General features: G+C 62.6%; 20 protein-coding genes. 9 read left to right on the plus strand and 11 right to left on the minus strand.

Annotation, left to right across the window (positions count from 1 at the left end; genetic code table 11):
- Nucleotides 1–18: 18 nt before the first annotated feature.
- The 7 genes from AC1DLV_RS17620 to AC1DLV_RS17650 form a co-directional block, all read right to left on the minus strand.
- Nucleotides 19–888, minus strand: a complete 870-nt coding sequence (locus tag AC1DLV_RS17620; protein WP_476801260.1) for an alpha/beta hydrolase family protein — start codon at nt 886–888, stop codon at nt 19–21.
- Nucleotides 889–987: 99 nt separating this feature from the next.
- On the minus strand, nt 988–2,598 hold the full coding sequence (locus AC1DLV_RS17625) for an NTP transferase domain-containing protein (RefSeq protein ID WP_476801189.1): 1,611 nt from the start codon (nt 2,596–2,598) through the stop codon (nt 988–990).
- Nucleotides 2,595–3,305, minus strand: coding sequence for an XdhC family protein (locus AC1DLV_RS17630; RefSeq protein WP_476801190.1), 711 nt, complete (start codon nt 3,303–3,305; stop codon nt 2,595–2,597). The genes AC1DLV_RS17625 and AC1DLV_RS17630 overlap by 4 nt, the downstream gene beginning before the upstream one ends.
- Before the next feature lie 4 nt (nt 3,306–3,309).
- Nucleotides 3,310–3,645 carry an XdhC family protein gene (locus tag AC1DLV_RS17635; RefSeq protein WP_476801191.1) on the minus strand — a complete coding sequence of 112 codons (336 nt, stop codon included), beginning with the start codon at nt 3,643–3,645 and terminating at the stop codon, nt 3,310–3,312.
- Between the two features lie 18 nt (nt 3,646–3,663).
- A complete protein-coding gene (locus tag AC1DLV_RS17640) occupies nt 3,664–4,899 on the minus strand; it encodes a vWA domain-containing protein (RefSeq protein ID WP_476801192.1) in 1,236 nt (411 codons plus the stop codon).
- Between the two features lie 400 nt (nt 4,900–5,299).
- Complete coding sequence (locus AC1DLV_RS17645) at nt 5,300–6,232, minus strand: AAA family ATPase (RefSeq protein WP_476801193.1); 933 nt, start codon at nt 6,230–6,232, stop codon at nt 5,300–5,302.
- Between the two features lie 22 nt (nt 6,233–6,254).
- Nucleotides 6,255–6,749, minus strand: a complete 495-nt coding sequence (locus AC1DLV_RS17650) for a flavin reductase family protein (RefSeq protein ID WP_476801194.1) — start codon at nt 6,747–6,749, stop codon at nt 6,255–6,257.
- Between the two features lie 169 nt (nt 6,750–6,918).
- On the opposite strand from AC1DLV_RS17650, the gene AC1DLV_RS17655 reads away from it, so the two are divergent.
- The 6 genes from AC1DLV_RS17655 to AC1DLV_RS17680 all read left to right on the plus strand — a co-directional run bounded on the left by AC1DLV_RS17655 (nt 6,919) and on the right by AC1DLV_RS17680 (nt 11,957).
- A complete protein-coding gene (locus AC1DLV_RS17655) occupies nt 6,919–7,992 on the plus strand; it encodes a branched-chain amino acid ABC transporter substrate-binding protein (protein WP_476801195.1) in 1,074 nt (357 codons plus the stop codon).
- A gap of 2 nt (nt 7,993–7,994) precedes the next feature.
- The gene (locus AC1DLV_RS17660) at nt 7,995–9,005 is read left to right on the plus strand and encodes a P1 family peptidase (RefSeq protein ID WP_476801261.1); all 1,011 of its coding nucleotides are present in this window, start codon (nt 7,995–7,997) and stop codon (nt 9,003–9,005) included.
- Between the two features lie 76 nt (nt 9,006–9,081).
- Nucleotides 9,082–9,804 carry a DUF2259 domain-containing protein gene (locus tag AC1DLV_RS17665; RefSeq protein ID WP_476801196.1) on the plus strand — a complete coding sequence of 241 codons (723 nt, stop codon included), beginning with the start codon at nt 9,082–9,084 and terminating at the stop codon, nt 9,802–9,804.
- A gap of 53 nt (nt 9,805–9,857) precedes the next feature.
- Complete coding sequence (locus AC1DLV_RS17670) at nt 9,858–10,352, plus strand: hypothetical protein (protein WP_476801262.1); 495 nt, start codon at nt 9,858–9,860, stop codon at nt 10,350–10,352.
- 58 nt (nt 10,353–10,410) lie between these two features.
- On the plus strand, nt 10,411–11,712 hold the full coding sequence (gene purB, locus AC1DLV_RS17675; protein ID WP_476801197.1) for an adenylosuccinate lyase: 1,302 nt from the start codon (nt 10,411–10,413) through the stop codon (nt 11,710–11,712).
- A 68-nt stretch (nt 11,713–11,780) separates the two neighbouring features.
- Nucleotides 11,781–11,957 carry a hypothetical protein gene (locus tag AC1DLV_RS17680; RefSeq protein WP_476786279.1) on the plus strand — a complete coding sequence of 59 codons (177 nt, stop codon included), beginning with the start codon at nt 11,781–11,783 and terminating at the stop codon, nt 11,955–11,957.
- A 125-nt stretch (nt 11,958–12,082) separates the two neighbouring features.
- On the opposite strand, the gene AC1DLV_RS17685 is transcribed toward AC1DLV_RS17680, so the two are convergent.
- Both AC1DLV_RS17685 and AC1DLV_RS17690 read right to left on the minus strand, forming a co-directional pair.
- Nucleotides 12,083–12,373 (minus strand): putative quinol monooxygenase, encoded by a 291-nt coding sequence (locus AC1DLV_RS17685; RefSeq protein ID WP_476801198.1) that lies wholly within the window; start codon nt 12,371–12,373, stop codon nt 12,083–12,085.
- 104 nt (nt 12,374–12,477) lie between these two features.
- Entirely contained in the window at nt 12,478–13,293 is an 816-nt protein-coding gene (locus AC1DLV_RS17690; RefSeq protein ID WP_476801199.1) for a VOC family protein, read from the minus strand.
- A gap of 321 nt (nt 13,294–13,614) precedes the next feature.
- On the opposite strand from AC1DLV_RS17690, the gene AC1DLV_RS17695 reads away from it, so the two are divergent.
- Together AC1DLV_RS17695 and AC1DLV_RS17700 are read left to right on the plus strand one after the other, a co-directional pair.
- A complete protein-coding gene (locus tag AC1DLV_RS17695) occupies nt 13,615–14,082 on the plus strand; it encodes a GNAT family N-acetyltransferase (RefSeq protein WP_476801200.1) in 468 nt (155 codons plus the stop codon).
- 37 nt (nt 14,083–14,119) lie between these two features.
- Nucleotides 14,120–14,683: an RBBP9/YdeN family alpha/beta hydrolase gene (locus AC1DLV_RS17700; RefSeq protein ID WP_476801263.1), complete on the plus strand. Its 564-nt coding sequence runs from the start codon at nt 14,120–14,122 to the stop codon at nt 14,681–14,683.
- Here AC1DLV_RS17700 and AC1DLV_RS17705 read toward each other — a convergent pair.
- Both AC1DLV_RS17705 and AC1DLV_RS17710 read right to left on the minus strand, forming a co-directional pair.
- Complete coding sequence (locus AC1DLV_RS17705) at nt 14,680–15,450, minus strand: HpcH/HpaI aldolase family protein (RefSeq protein ID WP_476801201.1); 771 nt, start codon at nt 15,448–15,450, stop codon at nt 14,680–14,682. The two genes, AC1DLV_RS17700 and AC1DLV_RS17705, sit on opposite strands and share 4 nt — an antisense overlap.
- Nucleotides 15,451–15,555: 105 nt before the next feature.
- Nucleotides 15,556–15,876: a DUF1476 domain-containing protein gene (locus tag AC1DLV_RS17710; RefSeq protein WP_476801202.1), complete on the minus strand. Its 321-nt coding sequence runs from the start codon at nt 15,874–15,876 to the stop codon at nt 15,556–15,558.
- Between the two features lie 296 nt (nt 15,877–16,172).
- Here AC1DLV_RS17710 and purC point away from each other — a divergent pair, with 296 nt between their 5' ends.
- Entirely contained in the window at nt 16,173–16,940 is a 768-nt protein-coding gene (purC, locus tag AC1DLV_RS17715) for a phosphoribosylaminoimidazolesuccinocarboxamide synthase (protein WP_476788096.1), read from the plus strand.
- The last annotated feature ends 30 nt before the right edge of the window (nt 16,941–16,970 follow it).

Raw genomic sequence — 16,970 nt, forward strand, 5'->3', positions numbered from 1 at the left:
AACACCGGGCCGTAAATCTCACTTTGCGGCGAGCATCCAGTTGAGCGTGTCGCGCCAGTCGGTCATGCGGATCGGCGTACCGTGCGTACCAGTCTCGAAACGCACGAAGCGCGCGGGATAGCTGGGTTTCTTGGAGAGGATCGAGCGGAAGAACGCCTCCTGCTTGTCGATCGGGAAAACCGGGTCCTTGCTGCCCTGGCCGAAGAACACCGGCACTTTGGCAGCGAAGGCCGGCGAGGTCAGGAACCCCTCGTCCCACAACGAGCCGAGCAGCATCAGCCCGCCCAGTTGTTTGGCCGCCTTGGCATCGTGGGCAAGCCCCCAGCACAGCGCCCCGCCCATCGAACCGCAAGCAACCACCACCTTGGCGCCGGGCGATTGGGCGGCGTAATGATTGATAAGAGCAGCTATCTCGGCAACGCCCTTGTCGCCGAAGTCGGAAAAGTCGGGCGATAGATAGAGCCCGCCATTGGCCACCATCAGATTCTTGATGCGGTTGAAATTGCCACCGAAAGTGAAGTCGTCGACGCCCTGCTTGCGGCTGCCGCCCTGGCCATGAAGGTAAAGGACAATGACCGACGCGCCCTCGGTCTTGCCGACCGCAACATGCTTGATGTTGCCGGCATCGGTCTTCAGCACCAGATCCTGCTGCACCTTGCGCACGCCGGTGTCGACATAATTGGCCTTTGCCCGTCGCTCGGGAATTTGGTCGCGCCCGTTGATGTCGCGCATCTCGCGATAGTCGACGACGCGATAGGTCTCGCCCTCGGACGACAGGATGGCCGGGTAGGCGAAGAGTTCGTCCTTGTAGGGAGCCAGGCTTTGGGCGTGCGCCGGCGAAGCAATGAGCGGGGCAAGGGCGAGCGTCAGAACCAAGCGCCGTAGCATCCGAGTAGGCGTCACGTGTCATCCCCTGTTGTGCGAACCGGTCATGACTGCGTGCTGACACGGCGGTCTGTCAACGCGCGCAATGACAATTCGCGGGCGTCAATCCTGCAACACGCCGCCAGCCGTCTCAAGCGCGTCGGGCGTGTCGACATCGACGCCGGCACCGACGCCGATCTCGACGTCGATGACATCCACGCCTTCGGATTCAACTAGGTGCCGGGCGCCGGTGTCACCTTCCAGATGGGCGACGGCTGGGAACAGCGATCGCGGCAAGATCACCGGGTTGCCGCGCTTGCCGTCATGGGTGGCGCGGACGACGGCGCGGCCATCGGCGCGCTCGAATGCCTCGATCAGGCGATCGAGGTCGGCGGCCAACACCTCGGGCATGTCGCCGAGCACGATCAGCGCGCCGGCCGCATCTTCAGGAAGTGCCGCAACGCCTGCCTTGAGCGAACTGGCAAGGCCAGAGGCGAAGTCGGCATTGTGGGCGACAGGGATGTCGAGACCGGCAAGTGCCTCACGAATGCGGGGAGCCTGATGGCCCGTGACAACGACTGTGCTTTCAGCCTTGGAGGCGAGCACGCGTTCGGCCGTGCGGCGCACCAGCTGCTTGCCCTGGAACAGCGCCATCAGTTTGTTGGGACCACCCATGCGGCTGGAGCGGCCGGCGGCGAGCAGCACGGCATGGACCTTTGGCAGAGGCGGAATGGCGGACAGGTCGCGCGGTTGCGGCCGCGTCGGGATTTCCATCAACAGACCGCCGACGCCCATGCCGCCAATGTCGGCCGCCGTCACCTCGAGCCCAGCGATAAGCCGATCGAGGACCCAGTCAAAACCGTTTTCCTTGGGGCTGCGGGCGCAACCGGGCGCGCCGATCACCGCGGTAGCTCCGATATGGCCGAGCACCAGCAGATTGCCGGGATCGACCGGCATGCCGGAACGGACAACTGTGCCGCCGGCGGCGCGGATCGCTGCGGGGATGACGTCGTCGAAATCGCTCAGCGCCGAGGCGCCGAAAATCACCACCATGTCGTGGTCGCGGGCGAGCGCCTTGGCGGCTTCGGCCACTTCGCCCGTTTCATGCGCCGTGCGCCGCTCGGCGGTCAGCCGGCTACCCGAGCGCGCCAGGCGCTGCTCGGTCAGGCGGGCCGTCTTGTCGAGCACGCTTGGCTTGACGCTGGGCAGCACGGTCTGGATGACACCGACGCGTTTGGGCACGAACGGATTGACGGCGAAGATCTCGCGGGCCGCGCAAAGCTCGGTTGCCTGCCGCACAAGATGGCCGGCGACGGCGAAAGGGATGATCTTCACCGTCGCGACCATCTGGCCTTTTTCGACGGTGGCATGCTGGGCAAGCGTGGCTACGGTGATCGACGGGTCGATGGCGTTGATGGCATCGATGAGGGCCGCGTTGACGGTGAAGACGCCGGCTTTCAGCGCATGCAGATTGACGCGGCCCGTTGCCGCCGGCTTCACCTCGACATGATGGTGGCACATGCTTTGGGCGATTACTTCGGCGGCCTGGTCCTCGCCGAGGTCGCCCGGCTCCAGCACCGCAACGACGATTTCGCTCAGGCCAGCAGCTTCGAGGATCGCGATGTCTTCGGCAGCGAGCAGATGGGCCTTGCGGTAACGATGGTCGCCGGCACTCGTGGCATGTGCGAGGACCGCGCCTTCAGCCTGTCCGACAGGTATCGCGCCGAATTTCACGCCGCCTCGCTTTTCGACTTGCCGACAAGGCCACGCGAACGGAACGCGGCAATGACCTGCGCCAGCACTGCAACCGCAATCTCGGCCGGGTTCGCGGCACCGATGTTAAGACCGATCGGCGCATTGATGCGTTCGATCTGATCAGGCGTGGCACCCATCCCTAAAAGCCGTTCGACACGCTTGGCATGGGTCTTTCGGCTGCCCAAAGCGCCGACATAAAAGCACTCGGCGTCGAGCGCTGCCTTGAGCGCGAAATCGTCGATCTTGGGATCATGGGTCACCGCCGCCAGCGCCGCATAGCGGTCGAGCGGGCTATGTTTCAACACATCCTCGGGCCATTCGGCATGGAGAGTAACTTCAGGAAAACGATCGTCGCTGGCAAAGGCCGTGCGCGGATCGATGATCTCGAGCGGGAAACCTGCAATCTTAGCCATCGGCGCCAATGCCTGGCTGATATGGACGGCACCTATCACCACAAGCCGTGGCTGCGGCAGGTGGACATTGAGGAAGAACTGGCGGCCTTCGGCCTCGGCCGTGCCGGAAAGGCCGGTTCGAAAGGCCTTGGCGAGTGCTTCACCAAGATCGCCTGCGACGACGTCGCCTTCCTTGACCACACGGTCGCGGCCGTCACCCATGTCGGTGACGAGGATTGCGGCCCGGCGCGCACGGCGCTCGGCATTCAGGGTCTTCAGTGCAAAAGGATCCATCGCCTCAACCCAATCGCTCGACATAAACCCGGATGCGGCCGCCGCAGGACAGGCCGACCTGCCAAGCCGTTTCGTCGGCGACGCCGAACTCAAGCATCTTCGGCTTGCCGCTCCCGATCACGTCGAGCGCTTCGGAAATGACCGCGCCCTCGACGCAACCGCCCGAGACAGAGCCATGGAACGTGCCTTCGGCGTCGATTACCAGATGACTGCCGACGGGACGCGGTGCTGAGCCCCAGGTCTCGACCACGGTCGCGATGGCGACATCCTTGCCGTCTTTCATCCAGCCTTCGGCGATGATCAGCGGATCGCGGGCTTCATCGAGAAATTTGCTTGGCATGGAACCTCCTTCACGACCTTACGCCGCGCGGCGCTGTCCGTCGATCATCCACAATCTGGGGTCGCTGCTGCGCGAAGCGGGAGCACCGAGCGAAGCGCAGAGATCGCCGAGCGCGTTGAGATTATGCACCGGGCGGAACTCGTCGACATGCGGCAGCATGGCGCGAACGCCCCGGGCCCGGGCCTCGAAACCGTCGAAACGCAAAAGCGGGTTGAGCCAGATCAGCCGGCGAGAGGACTTCTTGAGCCGCTCCATCTCTTCGGAGAGACCAGCGACATCGTCGCGCTCGAGTCCGTCGGTGATGAGCAGCACCACAGCACCCTGCCCCAAAACCCGGCGCGACCACAGCCGGTTGAACTCACCCAGCGTGTCGCCGATGCGCGTGCCGCCGGACCAATCTTTGACCACCGCAGAACAGTCGGCCAGTGCGGCGTCGGGATCGCGATGGCGCATATGGCGGGTCAGGTTGGTCAGCCGTGTGCCGAAGACGAAGGTATGCACGCGGCGCCGTTTTTCGGTCAGCGCGTGCAGGAAATGCAGGAAAATGCGGGTGTACTGGCTCATCGAGCCGGAAATGTCGGCGAGCACCACCAGAGGCGGATGAACCTCTCGGGTCGAGCGGAATTTTGGCAAGATCAGCTGGCCGCCGGTGCGGGCTGCGGCGCGCATCATGGCACGCGGATCGATCCTGCCGCCATGCGGGTCGGGCTTGAAGCGGCGCGTGCGTACGGTGTCGAACGGCAGCCGCAACGCCGCAATCTCGCGCCGCGCCTCCGAAATTTCGTGCGCCGTCATCTGGGCGAAGTCCTTGCCCCGCAACATCTCGTTGCCCGACACTGTGAAGCGGGCATCGACCTCGATCTCGGGGATCTCGCGCGGCGGCTGGTTCTTCTGATGGCCCTCGAACAACGCCTGGCTGACGCGGTTTTCAGCGGCGCGCGGCTTCTGCTTTTCGCGGTGGTCGGGCGCGACGGGGGAAAACATCGCCAGCAGCTTTTCGATCAGCTCGCGCGATTTCCAAAACAGCCGGAACGCCTCGTCGAAAGTGGCGTGGTCCTCGTGGCGGCTGACCAGCACGGCATGCAGCGTCCAGTAGAAATCGTCGCGCGAGCCGATGCCTGCAGCAAGAACCGCCTCGATGGCATCCTTGACCGAGGCCGGGCCGACGCGCATGCCCGCCTTGCGCAAAGCGCGGGCGAAATAGACGATGTTGTCGCTCATGCGGCCGTCGGGTGCTGCGTTGTTCGGGGTCATGTCGTCGTGCCCCCTGCACCGGTCCCCGTTTCATTGAGGTTACGGCATGGATTCCCGACACTCTCCGCTCGTTTCACTCGCTCACGAGGTCGGGAATGACGAGCGCGAGAAGGCGTCTCCGCAAATCCCAGACCTTTGCGCATAGCTGCGAGGGGCATGCTTTTGCGATTAGCTGCGACGGTCATGAAGGTCGTCATTCCCGACCTCGCGAGCGCGTGAAACGAGCGGAGAGTGTCGGGAACCCATGCCGTGATGTCGAAGCAATCGAAGACGGTCCAGGACGAGCAGATGGCCAGGTTGTGCCAAACCGGCATGCGGACTGAAGCGGTCGTTGAGCCCACGCCTGCAGGTTCAGCCAAATGGCAACCGAATGATGCAGGCGACAGGAACGCCATATCACCTACTCCGCCGCTGCCGAAAGCTCCGCCTTCACCTCGTTGAGGATGCGGCGGCCTTCGCCTTGTTCGATGCGCGCGATGTCGTCCTGGTACTTGAGCAGCACGCCAATAGTATCCGAAATGGTCTCGGGATCGAGTGCGACCTTGTCCAGCTCGGTCAGCGCCGAGGCCCAGTCGATGGTTTCGGCGACGCCGGGAACCTTGAACAGCTCGATCTCGCGCAGCCTCTGGATGAAACTTACGACCTCCTGGGAAAGCCGCTGGTTGGCTTGCGGCACCTTTCGGCGGACGATCTCCAGCTCGCGCTCGGCATTGGGATAATCGACCCAGTGATAGAGGCAGCGGCGCTTGAGGGCGTCGTGGATCTCGCGGGTGCGGTTGGTGGTGATGATGACGATCGGCGGCTCCTCCGCCTTGATCGTGCCAAGCTCGGGCACCGTCACCTGATAGTCGGAGAGGATTTCGAGCAGAAAGGCCTCGAACGCCTCGTCGGTGCGGTCGAGCTCGTCGATCAGGAATACAGGTGCCGCACCGGCCTTGCCGGTCAGCGCGTCGAGCACGGGACGGCGGATCAGGTATTTTTCGGAAAAGACGTTCTTTTCCATGTCGGAGCGGTCAACCTTGCCGACAGCCTCCTCCATGCGGATTTCGATCATCTGCGCCGCATAGTTCCACTCGTAGACCGCAGAGGAGACGTCGAGGCCTTCGTAGCATTGCAGGCGGATCAGCCGGCGTCCGAGCGCGCTTGCCAGCACCTTGGCGATTTCGGTCTTGCCGACACCAGCCTCGCCTTCAAGGAAGAGCGGCCGGTTCATCCGCAAGGACAGAAACAGCACCGTCGCCAGCGCCCGGTCGGCGACATAGTCGGCACCGGTCAACAGATCGAGCGTCTCATCGATCGTTTGTGGGATTGGACGAGGCGTGCGGTCGGTCATGGCGTTTCCGAAAAAAGGCGGCCTACAGCACGTGGTAGCTGCGTCCGTGATAGATCAGCGGGCGAAGGTTATCGCCGATGCGCAGGCCTGTCACCTTGCCAAACATGACGCGATGGGTGGCCAGTTCCTTGCTATCGACCAGTTCGCAGTCGAACACCGCGACCGCGCCGATGAGGGCTGGGGCGCCTGACGCAAGCACCTCCCATTCGCCAAGCGCGAATCGCTGTTCGGGCGCAAGACCGGTGACACCGGAAAAGGCGACGGCGAGCGGCTCATGGCGGGCGGCAAGCGTGTTGAGGGCGAAGTTGCCATTCTCGATGAAGGCGTCGTTCTTGGGGTTCTCGCGGTTGACGCAGACAAGCACCATTGGCGGACTGTCCGAAACCGAGCAGGCGGCGATCACGGTGGCACCACGCTTGCCGGCAACGCCGTCGGTGGTGACCAGATGAACGGCGCCGGCAAAATGGCTCATCGCATCGCGATAGGCCTGGGGCCCGACTTCAAACTTCTTCAGCACCGGATTTTCCTGCAATGAACCATCTGCGCTATATATGGCCGTATAGATCAGGTCACAAGCAAGCGTGAGCCTGGGCAAGTGAGCCACAAGCACATTGCGCTTGTACTGGCCAGGCAGTAGGGCAGTGACATCGCGTTTAATTCCGGCGCGTGGAGGTTTTTCGGACCGAATGCGATCCGCAACTGCAATCACCACCGTACTGGCCGCATCGCTTCTGGCGCTGGCCGCCCATGCCGAGCCGTTGCGGATCGGCGTGGCCGCGCCTTTGTCGGGCCCCTCGGCGATGCTCGGCGAACAGGTCAAGGCAGGCGCGGCGCTGGCGGCTCAACGCATTGGGGTGTCCCTCGAGATCGCCGATGACCGTTGTACCGCCGAAGGCGGAGCAAAAGCAGCGCAAAGCTTCGTCGCCGCCAAGGTGGCGGTTGCCACGGGCTTTCTCTGCACCGATGCGATCGAAGCTGCCCTGCCGGTGCTCAAGGACGCCAATATCCCGGTCATTTCGGTCGGCGTGCGCACCGACAGCCTGACGGACCAGCGTGACAAGTCTGGCTGGCAGATGTTCCGACTCGGGCCGCGTGGCGACAATGAGCGCGAAGCGGCAGCCACGCTGCTGACGCGGCTGTGGAACGACGAGCTCTTCGCCATCGTCGACGACGGCACCATTTATGGCCGCGAGCTGGCCGAAAGCTTCCGGGCTAGCGTCGAACAGGCCGGATTGAAACCAGTGTTCGTCGACACCTACAGGCCGCAACTCGACAACCAGGTGGCGCTTATTGCCCGCCTGCGCAAGGCGGGTGCCACGCATGTATTTGTCGGCGGCGACGGCGAGGACATCGCCGTGATGGCCCGCGACGCCGCCACGCTCAGTGACAGCATGGTGTTTGCCGGGGGCGAAACGCTTCGCGTGGCCGACCGAACCGTGCCACCAGCCACGGGCACGCTGATGGTCGCGCCGCCGGAATGGTCTGATCTCACCAAGGCGGACGTGCTGTCGGCATTCGAAGCACAAAAGCTGATACCCGATGGCTACGCCCTGCCCGCCTATGCGGCGGTGGAGATCGCCCGCGCGGCGGCAGAGCTTGCGGCATCGAGCAAAAAGCCTGTCGCTGACATACTCGCCAGCCAGGACTTCGACACCGCGATCGGCAAGATCCGCTTCGACGCCAAGGGCGACCTTTCCGAAAACCCCTATCGCCTATTCCGTTTCGACGGAGCCAACTACGTGCCTTTAGAGACGCAGTGATGATGCTCAAAGCCGGACCGCTGAACCTGATCACCGACGTTGCCGGCTTGCGGGTCGGGAATGCCGCCGACGACAAGGTGAAGTCGGGCGTGACGGTGGTGGTTTGCGACACGCCTGCGACTGCTGCCGTGCAGGTGCTGGGCGGCGCGCCGGGAACGCGCGAGACCGACCTGCTTGAAGCGCACAACACGGTTGAAACCGTCAATGCAGTGGTACTTTCCGGCGGCTCAGCCTTCGGCCTCGATGCGGCCTCGGGCGTGCAGGCAGCGTTGCGCGAAAAGGGTATCGGCTTTGCCGTGCGCGACCAGATCATCCCGATCGTGCCGGCGGCGATCTTGTTCGACATGCTGAATGGCGGCGACAAGGACTGGGGACGCTATCCGCCCTATCGCGAGCTCGGCTATGACGCCGTGCAGGTTGCCAGCAGCGAATTCGCGCTCGGCACGGCAGGTGCCGGCAGTGGCGCGCTGACAGCGGGGCTCAAGGGCGGTCTCGGCTCGGCCTCGACGGTGCTTTCCAATGGCGTGACGGTCGGCGCGCTTGTCGCCGTCAACGCCATGGGAGCTGTGACGGTCGGGCGTTCCAGGCATTTCTGGGCGGCACCATTCGAGCTCGACAGTGAGTTCGGCGGCCTGGGCTACCCCTCGCCTCTGCCTGACGATGCGAGCCACGTGTTCAAGAAATACGAAGAGGAACACAGCTCCGTCGCCAACACCACCATCGCCGTGATCGCCACCGACGCAGTGCTGACCAAGGCTGCCGCCAAGCGGCTGGCGATTTCGGCCCATGACGGATTCACCCGCGCCATCTGGCCGGTGCACACGCCCTTCGATGGCGACCTGGTTTTTGCGTTGGCGACGGGAGCAAGCGGCATCACGGTGGACCAGGGGGACGTCGTCGACTTCTTCGCCGCTGCCGCCTCGACCATGGCGCGGGCGATTGCGCGTGGCGTTCACGCGGCGACCGCTGTACCCGGCGACACGATGCAAGTGTGGTCGGCGCGCAAGGGTTGAGCCAAAATCCTTTATTGACGGTATCTTAGCGCTTTCGCCTGAAAAACTGATTCAACCAGGAACAAGAGGGATTGCCGTGAATTCGATCAAGCTTCTTTGCCTCGCGGGCCTGTCGTTTCTTGCCGCACCGCAGCTCGCACGTGCGGGCGACGCCGCCGAACTCAACGTGCTCGGCTTCAGCGCCGACGGCAAGGTTTTCGCCTTCGAGGAGTACGGCATCCAGGACGGCTCAGGCTTTGCCTATGCGAACCGCTTCTACATCGACACCACAACCGACACGTTCCTGCCCAACACGCCGGTACGCGTGCAGATGGAAGATGAGAATGTCGGCCTGCAGGTGGCGCGCGACGAGGCGCGGGCGCGCGGCGAAAAGGCCATCAAGAATGAGGTGCTGGCCGCCAATCGCGGCCGTCTCGTCGGCTTCAACGCGGTGACCGAGATCAGCGCCGATCCGCACAAGATCGTGGTCAATCCGCGCCCGGTGTTTCCACCGATCGACCCGCAGCTCGAATTCCGGCTCGAAGAGATTTCGCTCGGCGAGATCGAGCGTTGCCCCGGTATCGGCCCGGTCAAGGGATTCAAGCTGGTCCATGTCGGCGACGGCGGCAAAACCGATGTGCTGCAGGAAGACAAGGACGTGCCGCTGAGCCGCGGCTGCCCGACCGGATACCGCATCGGCGGCGTGCAGACCTTCTTCGGTGAAGGCGGCTCCATGGCCTATGCCGTGCTGGTCACCGTCATCCGCCACGGTTTCGAAGGGCCCGACCACCGCTGGCTGGCGGTGACGGGCCGGATGTGAACGACGACGCGTCGATGACCGCCGGCGCAAGCCTGCCCAAGAGTTCGAACACGATGCGTGCAACCGTAAGGCTGCGCCAGTCGTTGCCTTCGCTGCGTCTGGCAATCGCCGGTTCGGCAATCTGGGGCCTTGCGATGGGAGCGAGCGCGCTCGTGACGCTGCTGCTCGGCCGCTGGGAAACACCTGATCTGGTCCGCATAGTTGTGCTGATGTTCGCGCTCGGCGGAGCTTTTGCCTTTCCGTTCGGCTGGACGCTGGCAAGGCTGCTTTCACAAGGGCGCCGACCCGAGACGGCTTTCGCCGCCGCTTTCGTTTCGCTCGCAGTGGCGACTATCAGCCTCACCGCCCTGCTCTACGCGCTACAATATCGCAGCTATTATGCCGAGTGGCACGCAGCGCCCTTCACCATCACCTGGGCGTTCCAGTTCGTCTTCACCGGGCTGGTCGCGCTTTATCAATTTGCCGTTTTGGGCGTCCGGCTCTATTTTCCCGTCGGATTTGTCGTCCTTTTCGCTGCAGCTTTGTGGTTTGCCGCCCGTTCGCGTTGAGCATTGGGCCCACCTCTGTTAGGGGAGCCGCAACGAAACCGAAGCTGGACACCCCGCCATGATCCCTCGCTATTCCCGGCCCGAGATGGTCGACATCTGGTCTCCCGAAACACGGTTCCGCATCTGGTTCGAGATCGAGGCCCATGCCTGCGACGCGCTGGCCGAGATCGGCGTCATCCCCAAGGAAGCGGCAAAGACGATCTGGGAAAAGGGTGGCGCCGCCAAGTTCGACGTCGAGCGCATCGACGAGATCGAGCGCGTCACCAAGCATGACGTCATCGCTTTCCTGACGCATCTGGCTGAATTCGTCGGCCCGGATTCGCGCTTCATCCACCAGGGTATGACCTCGTCCGACGTGCTCGACACCTGCCTTTCCGTGCAGCTGGTACGTGCCAGCGATATCCTGCTTGCCGATATCGACGCGCTTTTGGCCGCGCTCAAGCGCCGCGCCTTCGAGCACAAGGACACCGTCACCATCGGCCGCAGCCATGGCATCCACGCCGAGCCGACGACCTTCGGCGTCAAGCTGGCGCTGGCCTTCGCCGAATTCACCCGCTGCCGCGAGCGTCTTGTGCATGCGCGTGAAGACATCGCTACCTGTGCGATTTCTGGCGCAGTCGGCACCTTCGCCAATATCGACCCGCGCGTCGAAGAGCATGTCGCCGCCAAGCTCGGCCTCAAGCCGGAGCCGGTGTCGACGCAGGTCATCCCGCGCGATCGCCACGCCATGTTCTTCGCCACGCTCGGCGTGATCGCGTCGTCGATCGAGCGCGTCGCCACCGAAATCCGCCATCTGCAGCGCACCGAGGTGCTTGAGGCAGAAGAGTATTTCTCGCCGGGCCAGAAGGGCTCGTCGGCAATGCCGCACAAGCGTAACCCGGTGCTGACCGAAAACCTGACCGGCCTCGCCCGCATGGTCCGCTCCTATACGGCGCCGGCGATGGAGAACGTGGCGTTGTGGCATGAGCGCGACATCTCGCACTCGTCGGTCGAGCGCATGATTGGCCCGGATGCGACCGTCACGCTCGACTTCGCGCTGGCGCGTCTGACCAACGTCATCGACAAGCTCGTCGTCTATCCCGACAACATGCTCAAGAACATGAACAAGTTCCGCGGGCTGGTGCATTCGCAGCGCGTGCTGCTGGCGCTGACGCAGGCTGGCGTTTCGCGTGAGGACGCCTACCGGCTGGTCCAGCGCAACGCCATGAAGGTATGGGAAGAAGGCAAGGATTTCCTTGAGGAACTTCTGGCTGACAAGGAAGTGACCGCTGCCTTGCCGGAAGCCGAAATCCGCGAAAAGTTCGACCTCGGATATCACACCAAGCATGTCGACACGATCTTCAAGCGGGTATTTGGATAAGGTTTGATCCGGGAACCATCGAGGCGAGCCGGCGTTACTGTTCCGATTTGAACAAATTGGAGCGGAAAATGGCAAACCCTGATGTCGTGGTCGTGAATGGCGGAAAAGCCGGCTGGTTCGTTGCTGGCGCCGTGATGATCGCCGCCGTGATAGGCGGCTATCTCTATTACGATGGCTATTTTGACCAGCAGAAGAGCATCGAACTGAAGATCGACGTTCCGAATCTTGAGATCGAAGGCAGGTAGCCGAACGAAGCTTCAATGCAAAAAGGCCCGCGCAGCGCTGCGCGGGCCTTTTTGCATTCACCACAGGCTGAGGCGAACCGTCTTGGGATTGCATCACCCCGGATCCGCCAGCAAGGGTTCCGATCTCAGCCCGCGAATGCATCCATCAGGATGAAGGTTGGGTCTTGCCGCTGATGTTTGTTGATCAACGGGACCAGCCGCGTGAAATGCTCGCTCTCGCAATGGATATCCAGCGCCGCGCGGTCGGGCCATTCCTCGATGAAAATGAAGTGGCCGGGATCCTTTTGATCGACGAACAGGTCATAAGAGATGCAAAGCGGTTCAAGCTTGGTCTGCTCGACGAGCTCGGCATAGAGCGGCAGCACGATTTCGATGAACTCAGGCTTGATGAAATCCTGAGCGATTACTTTCAGCATCTTTTGTCCCGGTCCTGCATTTCCAATAGCCGAACCCGCCAGCACGGCAGGTTCAGGCTTTGGCTTAGCACAGGCCTTGGGCCAGTTGGTGTCAGGATGGTCGTTCAGCCCGGCTGGCCCGGCAGCGCACGAATGACTGTGCCCCAGGGGTCTTCGTAAGTCGAAGCCGCCTTGGTTTCAGCCGAGCGCATTTCGACCCACGCAAGGCCGGTGCGCGAGGCGTCGCGTTTTCCCGCACCCAGGCTCTGCCAGGAATTGGCCCCGATATGGTGGTGGTAGCCGCCAGAAGACAGGAATACGGCGCTGTTGCCGTATTTGGCCACCGTGTCGAAGCCGAACTGCTTGTTCCACCACTCCGCTGCCAAGGCCGGATCGCCGACGCGCAGATGGACGTGGCCGACGATGCTGTTGTCCGGCATGCCCTGCCAGCCGGCATCGCCAGCAGGCACCTCGGCGACGATGGACGGGATGTCGAGCTGTTCGGTCGCCATGTCGACCTGCGAGCCGGTCCATTTCCAGCTGTCATGCGGCCTGTCGCGGTAAATCTCGATGCCGTTGCCTTCGGGGTCGGTCAGATACAGCGCCTCGCTGACCAGATGGTCGGACGCGCCGTCGACCTGAATACGCTTGTCGATGGCATGCTTGATCCAGCGCCCGAGATCTGCACGGGTGGGTAACAAGAAGGCGGTATGGAACAGGCCGGCACTGCGCGGATCGTCCGGCTGGGCTGCCTTGTCGGCCTCGATGTCCAGCAGCGCGCGGCTGCCAGCACCCAGCGTGATGGTCTCGCCGTCGCGGGCGAGCTCCTGCAAACCGACGACGTCGCGATAGAACTTGGCCATCGCTTCAGCGTCACGTGCCTTGAGGCCAACGCGGGACACGCTGATCGGCGTCGTGGCGGCAAAGGGAATCTTGCTCATCTTGGGCTCCGTATGGCCAACGCCTGCTGTTGCTCCCACGGCAAGGAGGGCTGCGCTGCCAATCAGTTTGCGTCGTGTCAGTTCCAAAATCCACTCTCCGGCCAACACGGCTGTTTCTATTCCCGTGTTAGATCGGCCGGCGCAGTCGTTCACACAAGCCAGCAAAGACCGAACACCGCGTTCAACGATTCGATATCAATCGACGAACTGCCGGCTCTGATCGCCTTGGAGCATTCATTGTGCCAGCGGCCATTCGGCAGAGACTTTGCGAATGCCGAACGCTAGCTGTTTGGTTTTCCGAAACTGATCCGAGTGCAATTCATGAACGAACATACATCGCTGAGGCCGGCACGCGCTGGTGACGGGCAAGCGGTATTCGACGTTACGCGCAATTCGGTGCGCGAGCTTGCCAAGGACCACTATTCCGCCGAACAGATCGCGGGATGGATGGGAGAACGGACGGCGGAAACTTACGAAGCCCTGATCGCCAAAGGGCTGATGATCGTCGCCGAGCAGGACGGCAAGATCGTCGCCTTTGTCGATTCGGAGCCCGGCGAGGTAACGCGGCTGTTTCTTCTGGCCGACGCCGCAGGCTCAGGCCTCGGCAAGAGGCTGCTTGAAATCGGCATCCAGAATGCGCAGCGGGACCATGAAGGGCCGATCAGGGTCGAATCGACAGTCAATGCCGAGGGCTTTTATCGCCGCCACGGCTTTCGCACGGTTGAGCGGGGCTTTTTCTCGCATGGCGTCGGCGGCGACCCGATCGAGATCGTGCATATGGAACTGTGAACCGCACCGGCTTGCACCGGCGAGATCGGATCGCTACATCCCCGACATGAAGGTAAAAGACGCCGATATCATCATCGTGCCCGGATACACCAATTCGGGGCCATCCCACTGGCAGAGCCGCTGGGAGGAAAAACTGTCGACCGCGCGCCGCGTCGAGCAGGACGAATGGTCAAAGCCTGTGCGCGAAGACTGGACAGCCAAGGTCATCGACGCGGTCAACGCGGCCGAACGGCCGGTCGTTCTGGTTGCGCACTCGCTTGGCATCCCGACGGCCATCCACGCCATTCCCGGCTTCAAGAAATATGTGGCGGGCGGCTTCTTCGTGGCCCCGCCAGATGTCTCCAATCCGACGATCCGGCCGAAGCACCTGATGACCTTCGGCCCCTACCCGCGCGATCCGCTGCCGTTTCCCTCGGTGGTGGTCGCCAGCAGCAACGACCCCTATTGCAAACTCGACGTCGCCGAAGACATCGCCGCCGCATGGGGTTCGCTGTTCATCGATGCAGGTGAAGCCGGCCACATCAATGCCGATTCGGGCTTCGGGCCGTGGCCCGAAGGATCGATGGTGTTCGCGCAGTTCCTGTCGCGGCTCGAAGGTTAAGCCAGCGATTTCTTGAGCTCGGAGAGCAGGCTCGCGGCACCGCTTGATATCAGCTGGTGTTCCGAGCCTGTGGCGAGCAGCTGGAAGCCCATCTCGACAAAGCGCCCAGCGATCTTGGGATCAGTGACATAGATGCCGGCATGCTTTCCGGCGGCGCGCGTGCGCCTGGCGACATCGGCGACCGTTTCCATCATGCCTTCGAGCGTTCCGTTGACCGCATCCCCCTTGGTCCAGGCGATCGAAAAGTCGCCAGGCCCGAGAAAAATGCCGTCGATGCCGGGTGTCGCCAGAATGCCATCGAGGGCGGCGACCGCAGCGTGCGTCTCGACCATGGCAAAGGAGACGGTGCGGACATTGCTCTCCTTCAGCCACTTGACCGGGTCCTTGCTGCCGTGGCGGGGGGCAGCGTAGGTCGGCCCCCAGGAACGCTCGCCCAGCGGCGGGTATTTCATCGCAGCGGCAAAGCGTTGCGCATCCTCGACCGAATTGACCATAGGGGCGATGACAGCCTCGGCACCGAAGTCGAGCGCGCGGCTCGCCATGTCGAAGCGCCCGACAGGAACGCGCACGAGCGCATGTTTGCCCGCCCGGAGCACGGGCGCAAGCGATCGCAGCACGGAGTCTTCATTGTGGCCGCCATGCTGCATGTCGAGAGTGACGGCATCGAAGCCCTGCCCGGCAAGAATTTCGACGGTCAGTGCATCCGGCACGCCGGACCAGGCGGTGATGATGGTCTCGTTGGCGTGCAGTCTCTCGGCAAGCGACATCTTGGTTCTCCTTGTGGCGGCGCCATTTCATCCGGAAGCGAGCTGAGGCGCAAACAAAAACCGCCCGGAATCCGGGCGGTTCGTTAGTCCAGCAGTGTGGCCTGGTCAGGTGTTTTTGATCTGCTCGACCGCCTGCGCCATCAGTTCGTCCATGGTACGGCGAATCTGATGATCGGACTGGTCGACGCCGGCGGCGTCGAAATCGGCGCGAATCTTGCGGAACACGTCATGATCGCCGGCTTCTTCGATGTCTGAAACAACGACTTCCTTGGCGTAGGCATCGGCGTCAGCGCCTGACTTGCCGAGCTTTTCGGCAGCCCAGAGGCCGAGCGCCCTGTTGCGCCGCGCATTCGCCTTGAAACGCAGCTCTTCGTCGAAGACGAACTTGCGCTCAAAACCTTCTTCGCGGTCCTTCATGTTGCTCATGGCAATCCTCCAGGGAGTGGGAAATCGATTCGACTTCCGGTGTATATGTTATCGGGTTCCTCAAACCAAAAGGCCGACGCCCGGTCAATATCTCACTTTATCTCTCTTTTGCTCTGTTTGTGTGTGCGGTGCGGCAATTCCGTACCAAAAGGCGTTGATTGGAAGGAAATGATGATTGAGCAATGGGCCTGATTAAGATAGAGACCGGCCTTGAAACCCACAGCCGCCGCGGCTTTGCGGCGTGAGAAAGGGACCGGTAACTTGCCGTCCACCCTTCCAACCAGAGAATCAGTCAAATGAAGAATCGCCGCCGCATTTACGAAGGCAAGGCCAAGATCCTTTATGAAGGCCCCGAGCCGGGCACCCTGATCCAGTTTTTCAAGGACGACGCCACCGCCTTCAACAAGAAGAAACATGAAGTCGTCGACGGCAAGGGCGTGCTCAACAACCGTATTTCCGAGCACATCTTCAACCACCTGAACCGCATGGGCATTCCGACCCACTTCATCCGCCGGCTCAACATGCGCGAGCAGCTGATCAAGGAAGTCGAGATCATCCCGCTCGAGGTTGTGGTGCGCAACGTCGCCGCTGGCTCGCTGGCCAAGCGCCTGGGCATCGAGGAAGGCACCGTGCTGCCGCGCTCGATCATCGAATTCTACTATAAGGCCGATGCGCTCGACGATCCGATGGTCTCGGAAGAGCACATCACGGCATTCGGCTGGGCAAGCCCGCAGGAAATCGACGACATCATGGCGCTTGCCATCCGCGTCAACGACTTCCTCTCCGGCCTGTTCATGGGCGTCGGCATCCAGCTCGTCGATTTCAAGATCGAATGCGGCCGGCTGTATGAGGGCGACATGATGCGCATCGTCGTCGCCGACGAGATTTCGCCCGACAGCTGCCGCCTGTGGGACGTCGCCACCCAGGACAAGCTCGACAAGGACCGCTTCCGCCGCGACATGGGCGGGCTGGTCGAGGCCTACCAGGAAGTGGCACGCCGCCTCGGCATCATGAATGAAAACGAGACCCCGCGCCCGACCGGCCCGGTTCTCGTCAAGCACTAAGCTAAGCAGCAGGGCGCGGATCGACCGCGC

Source organism: Aminobacter sp. 01T433 (assembly GCF_056398585.1).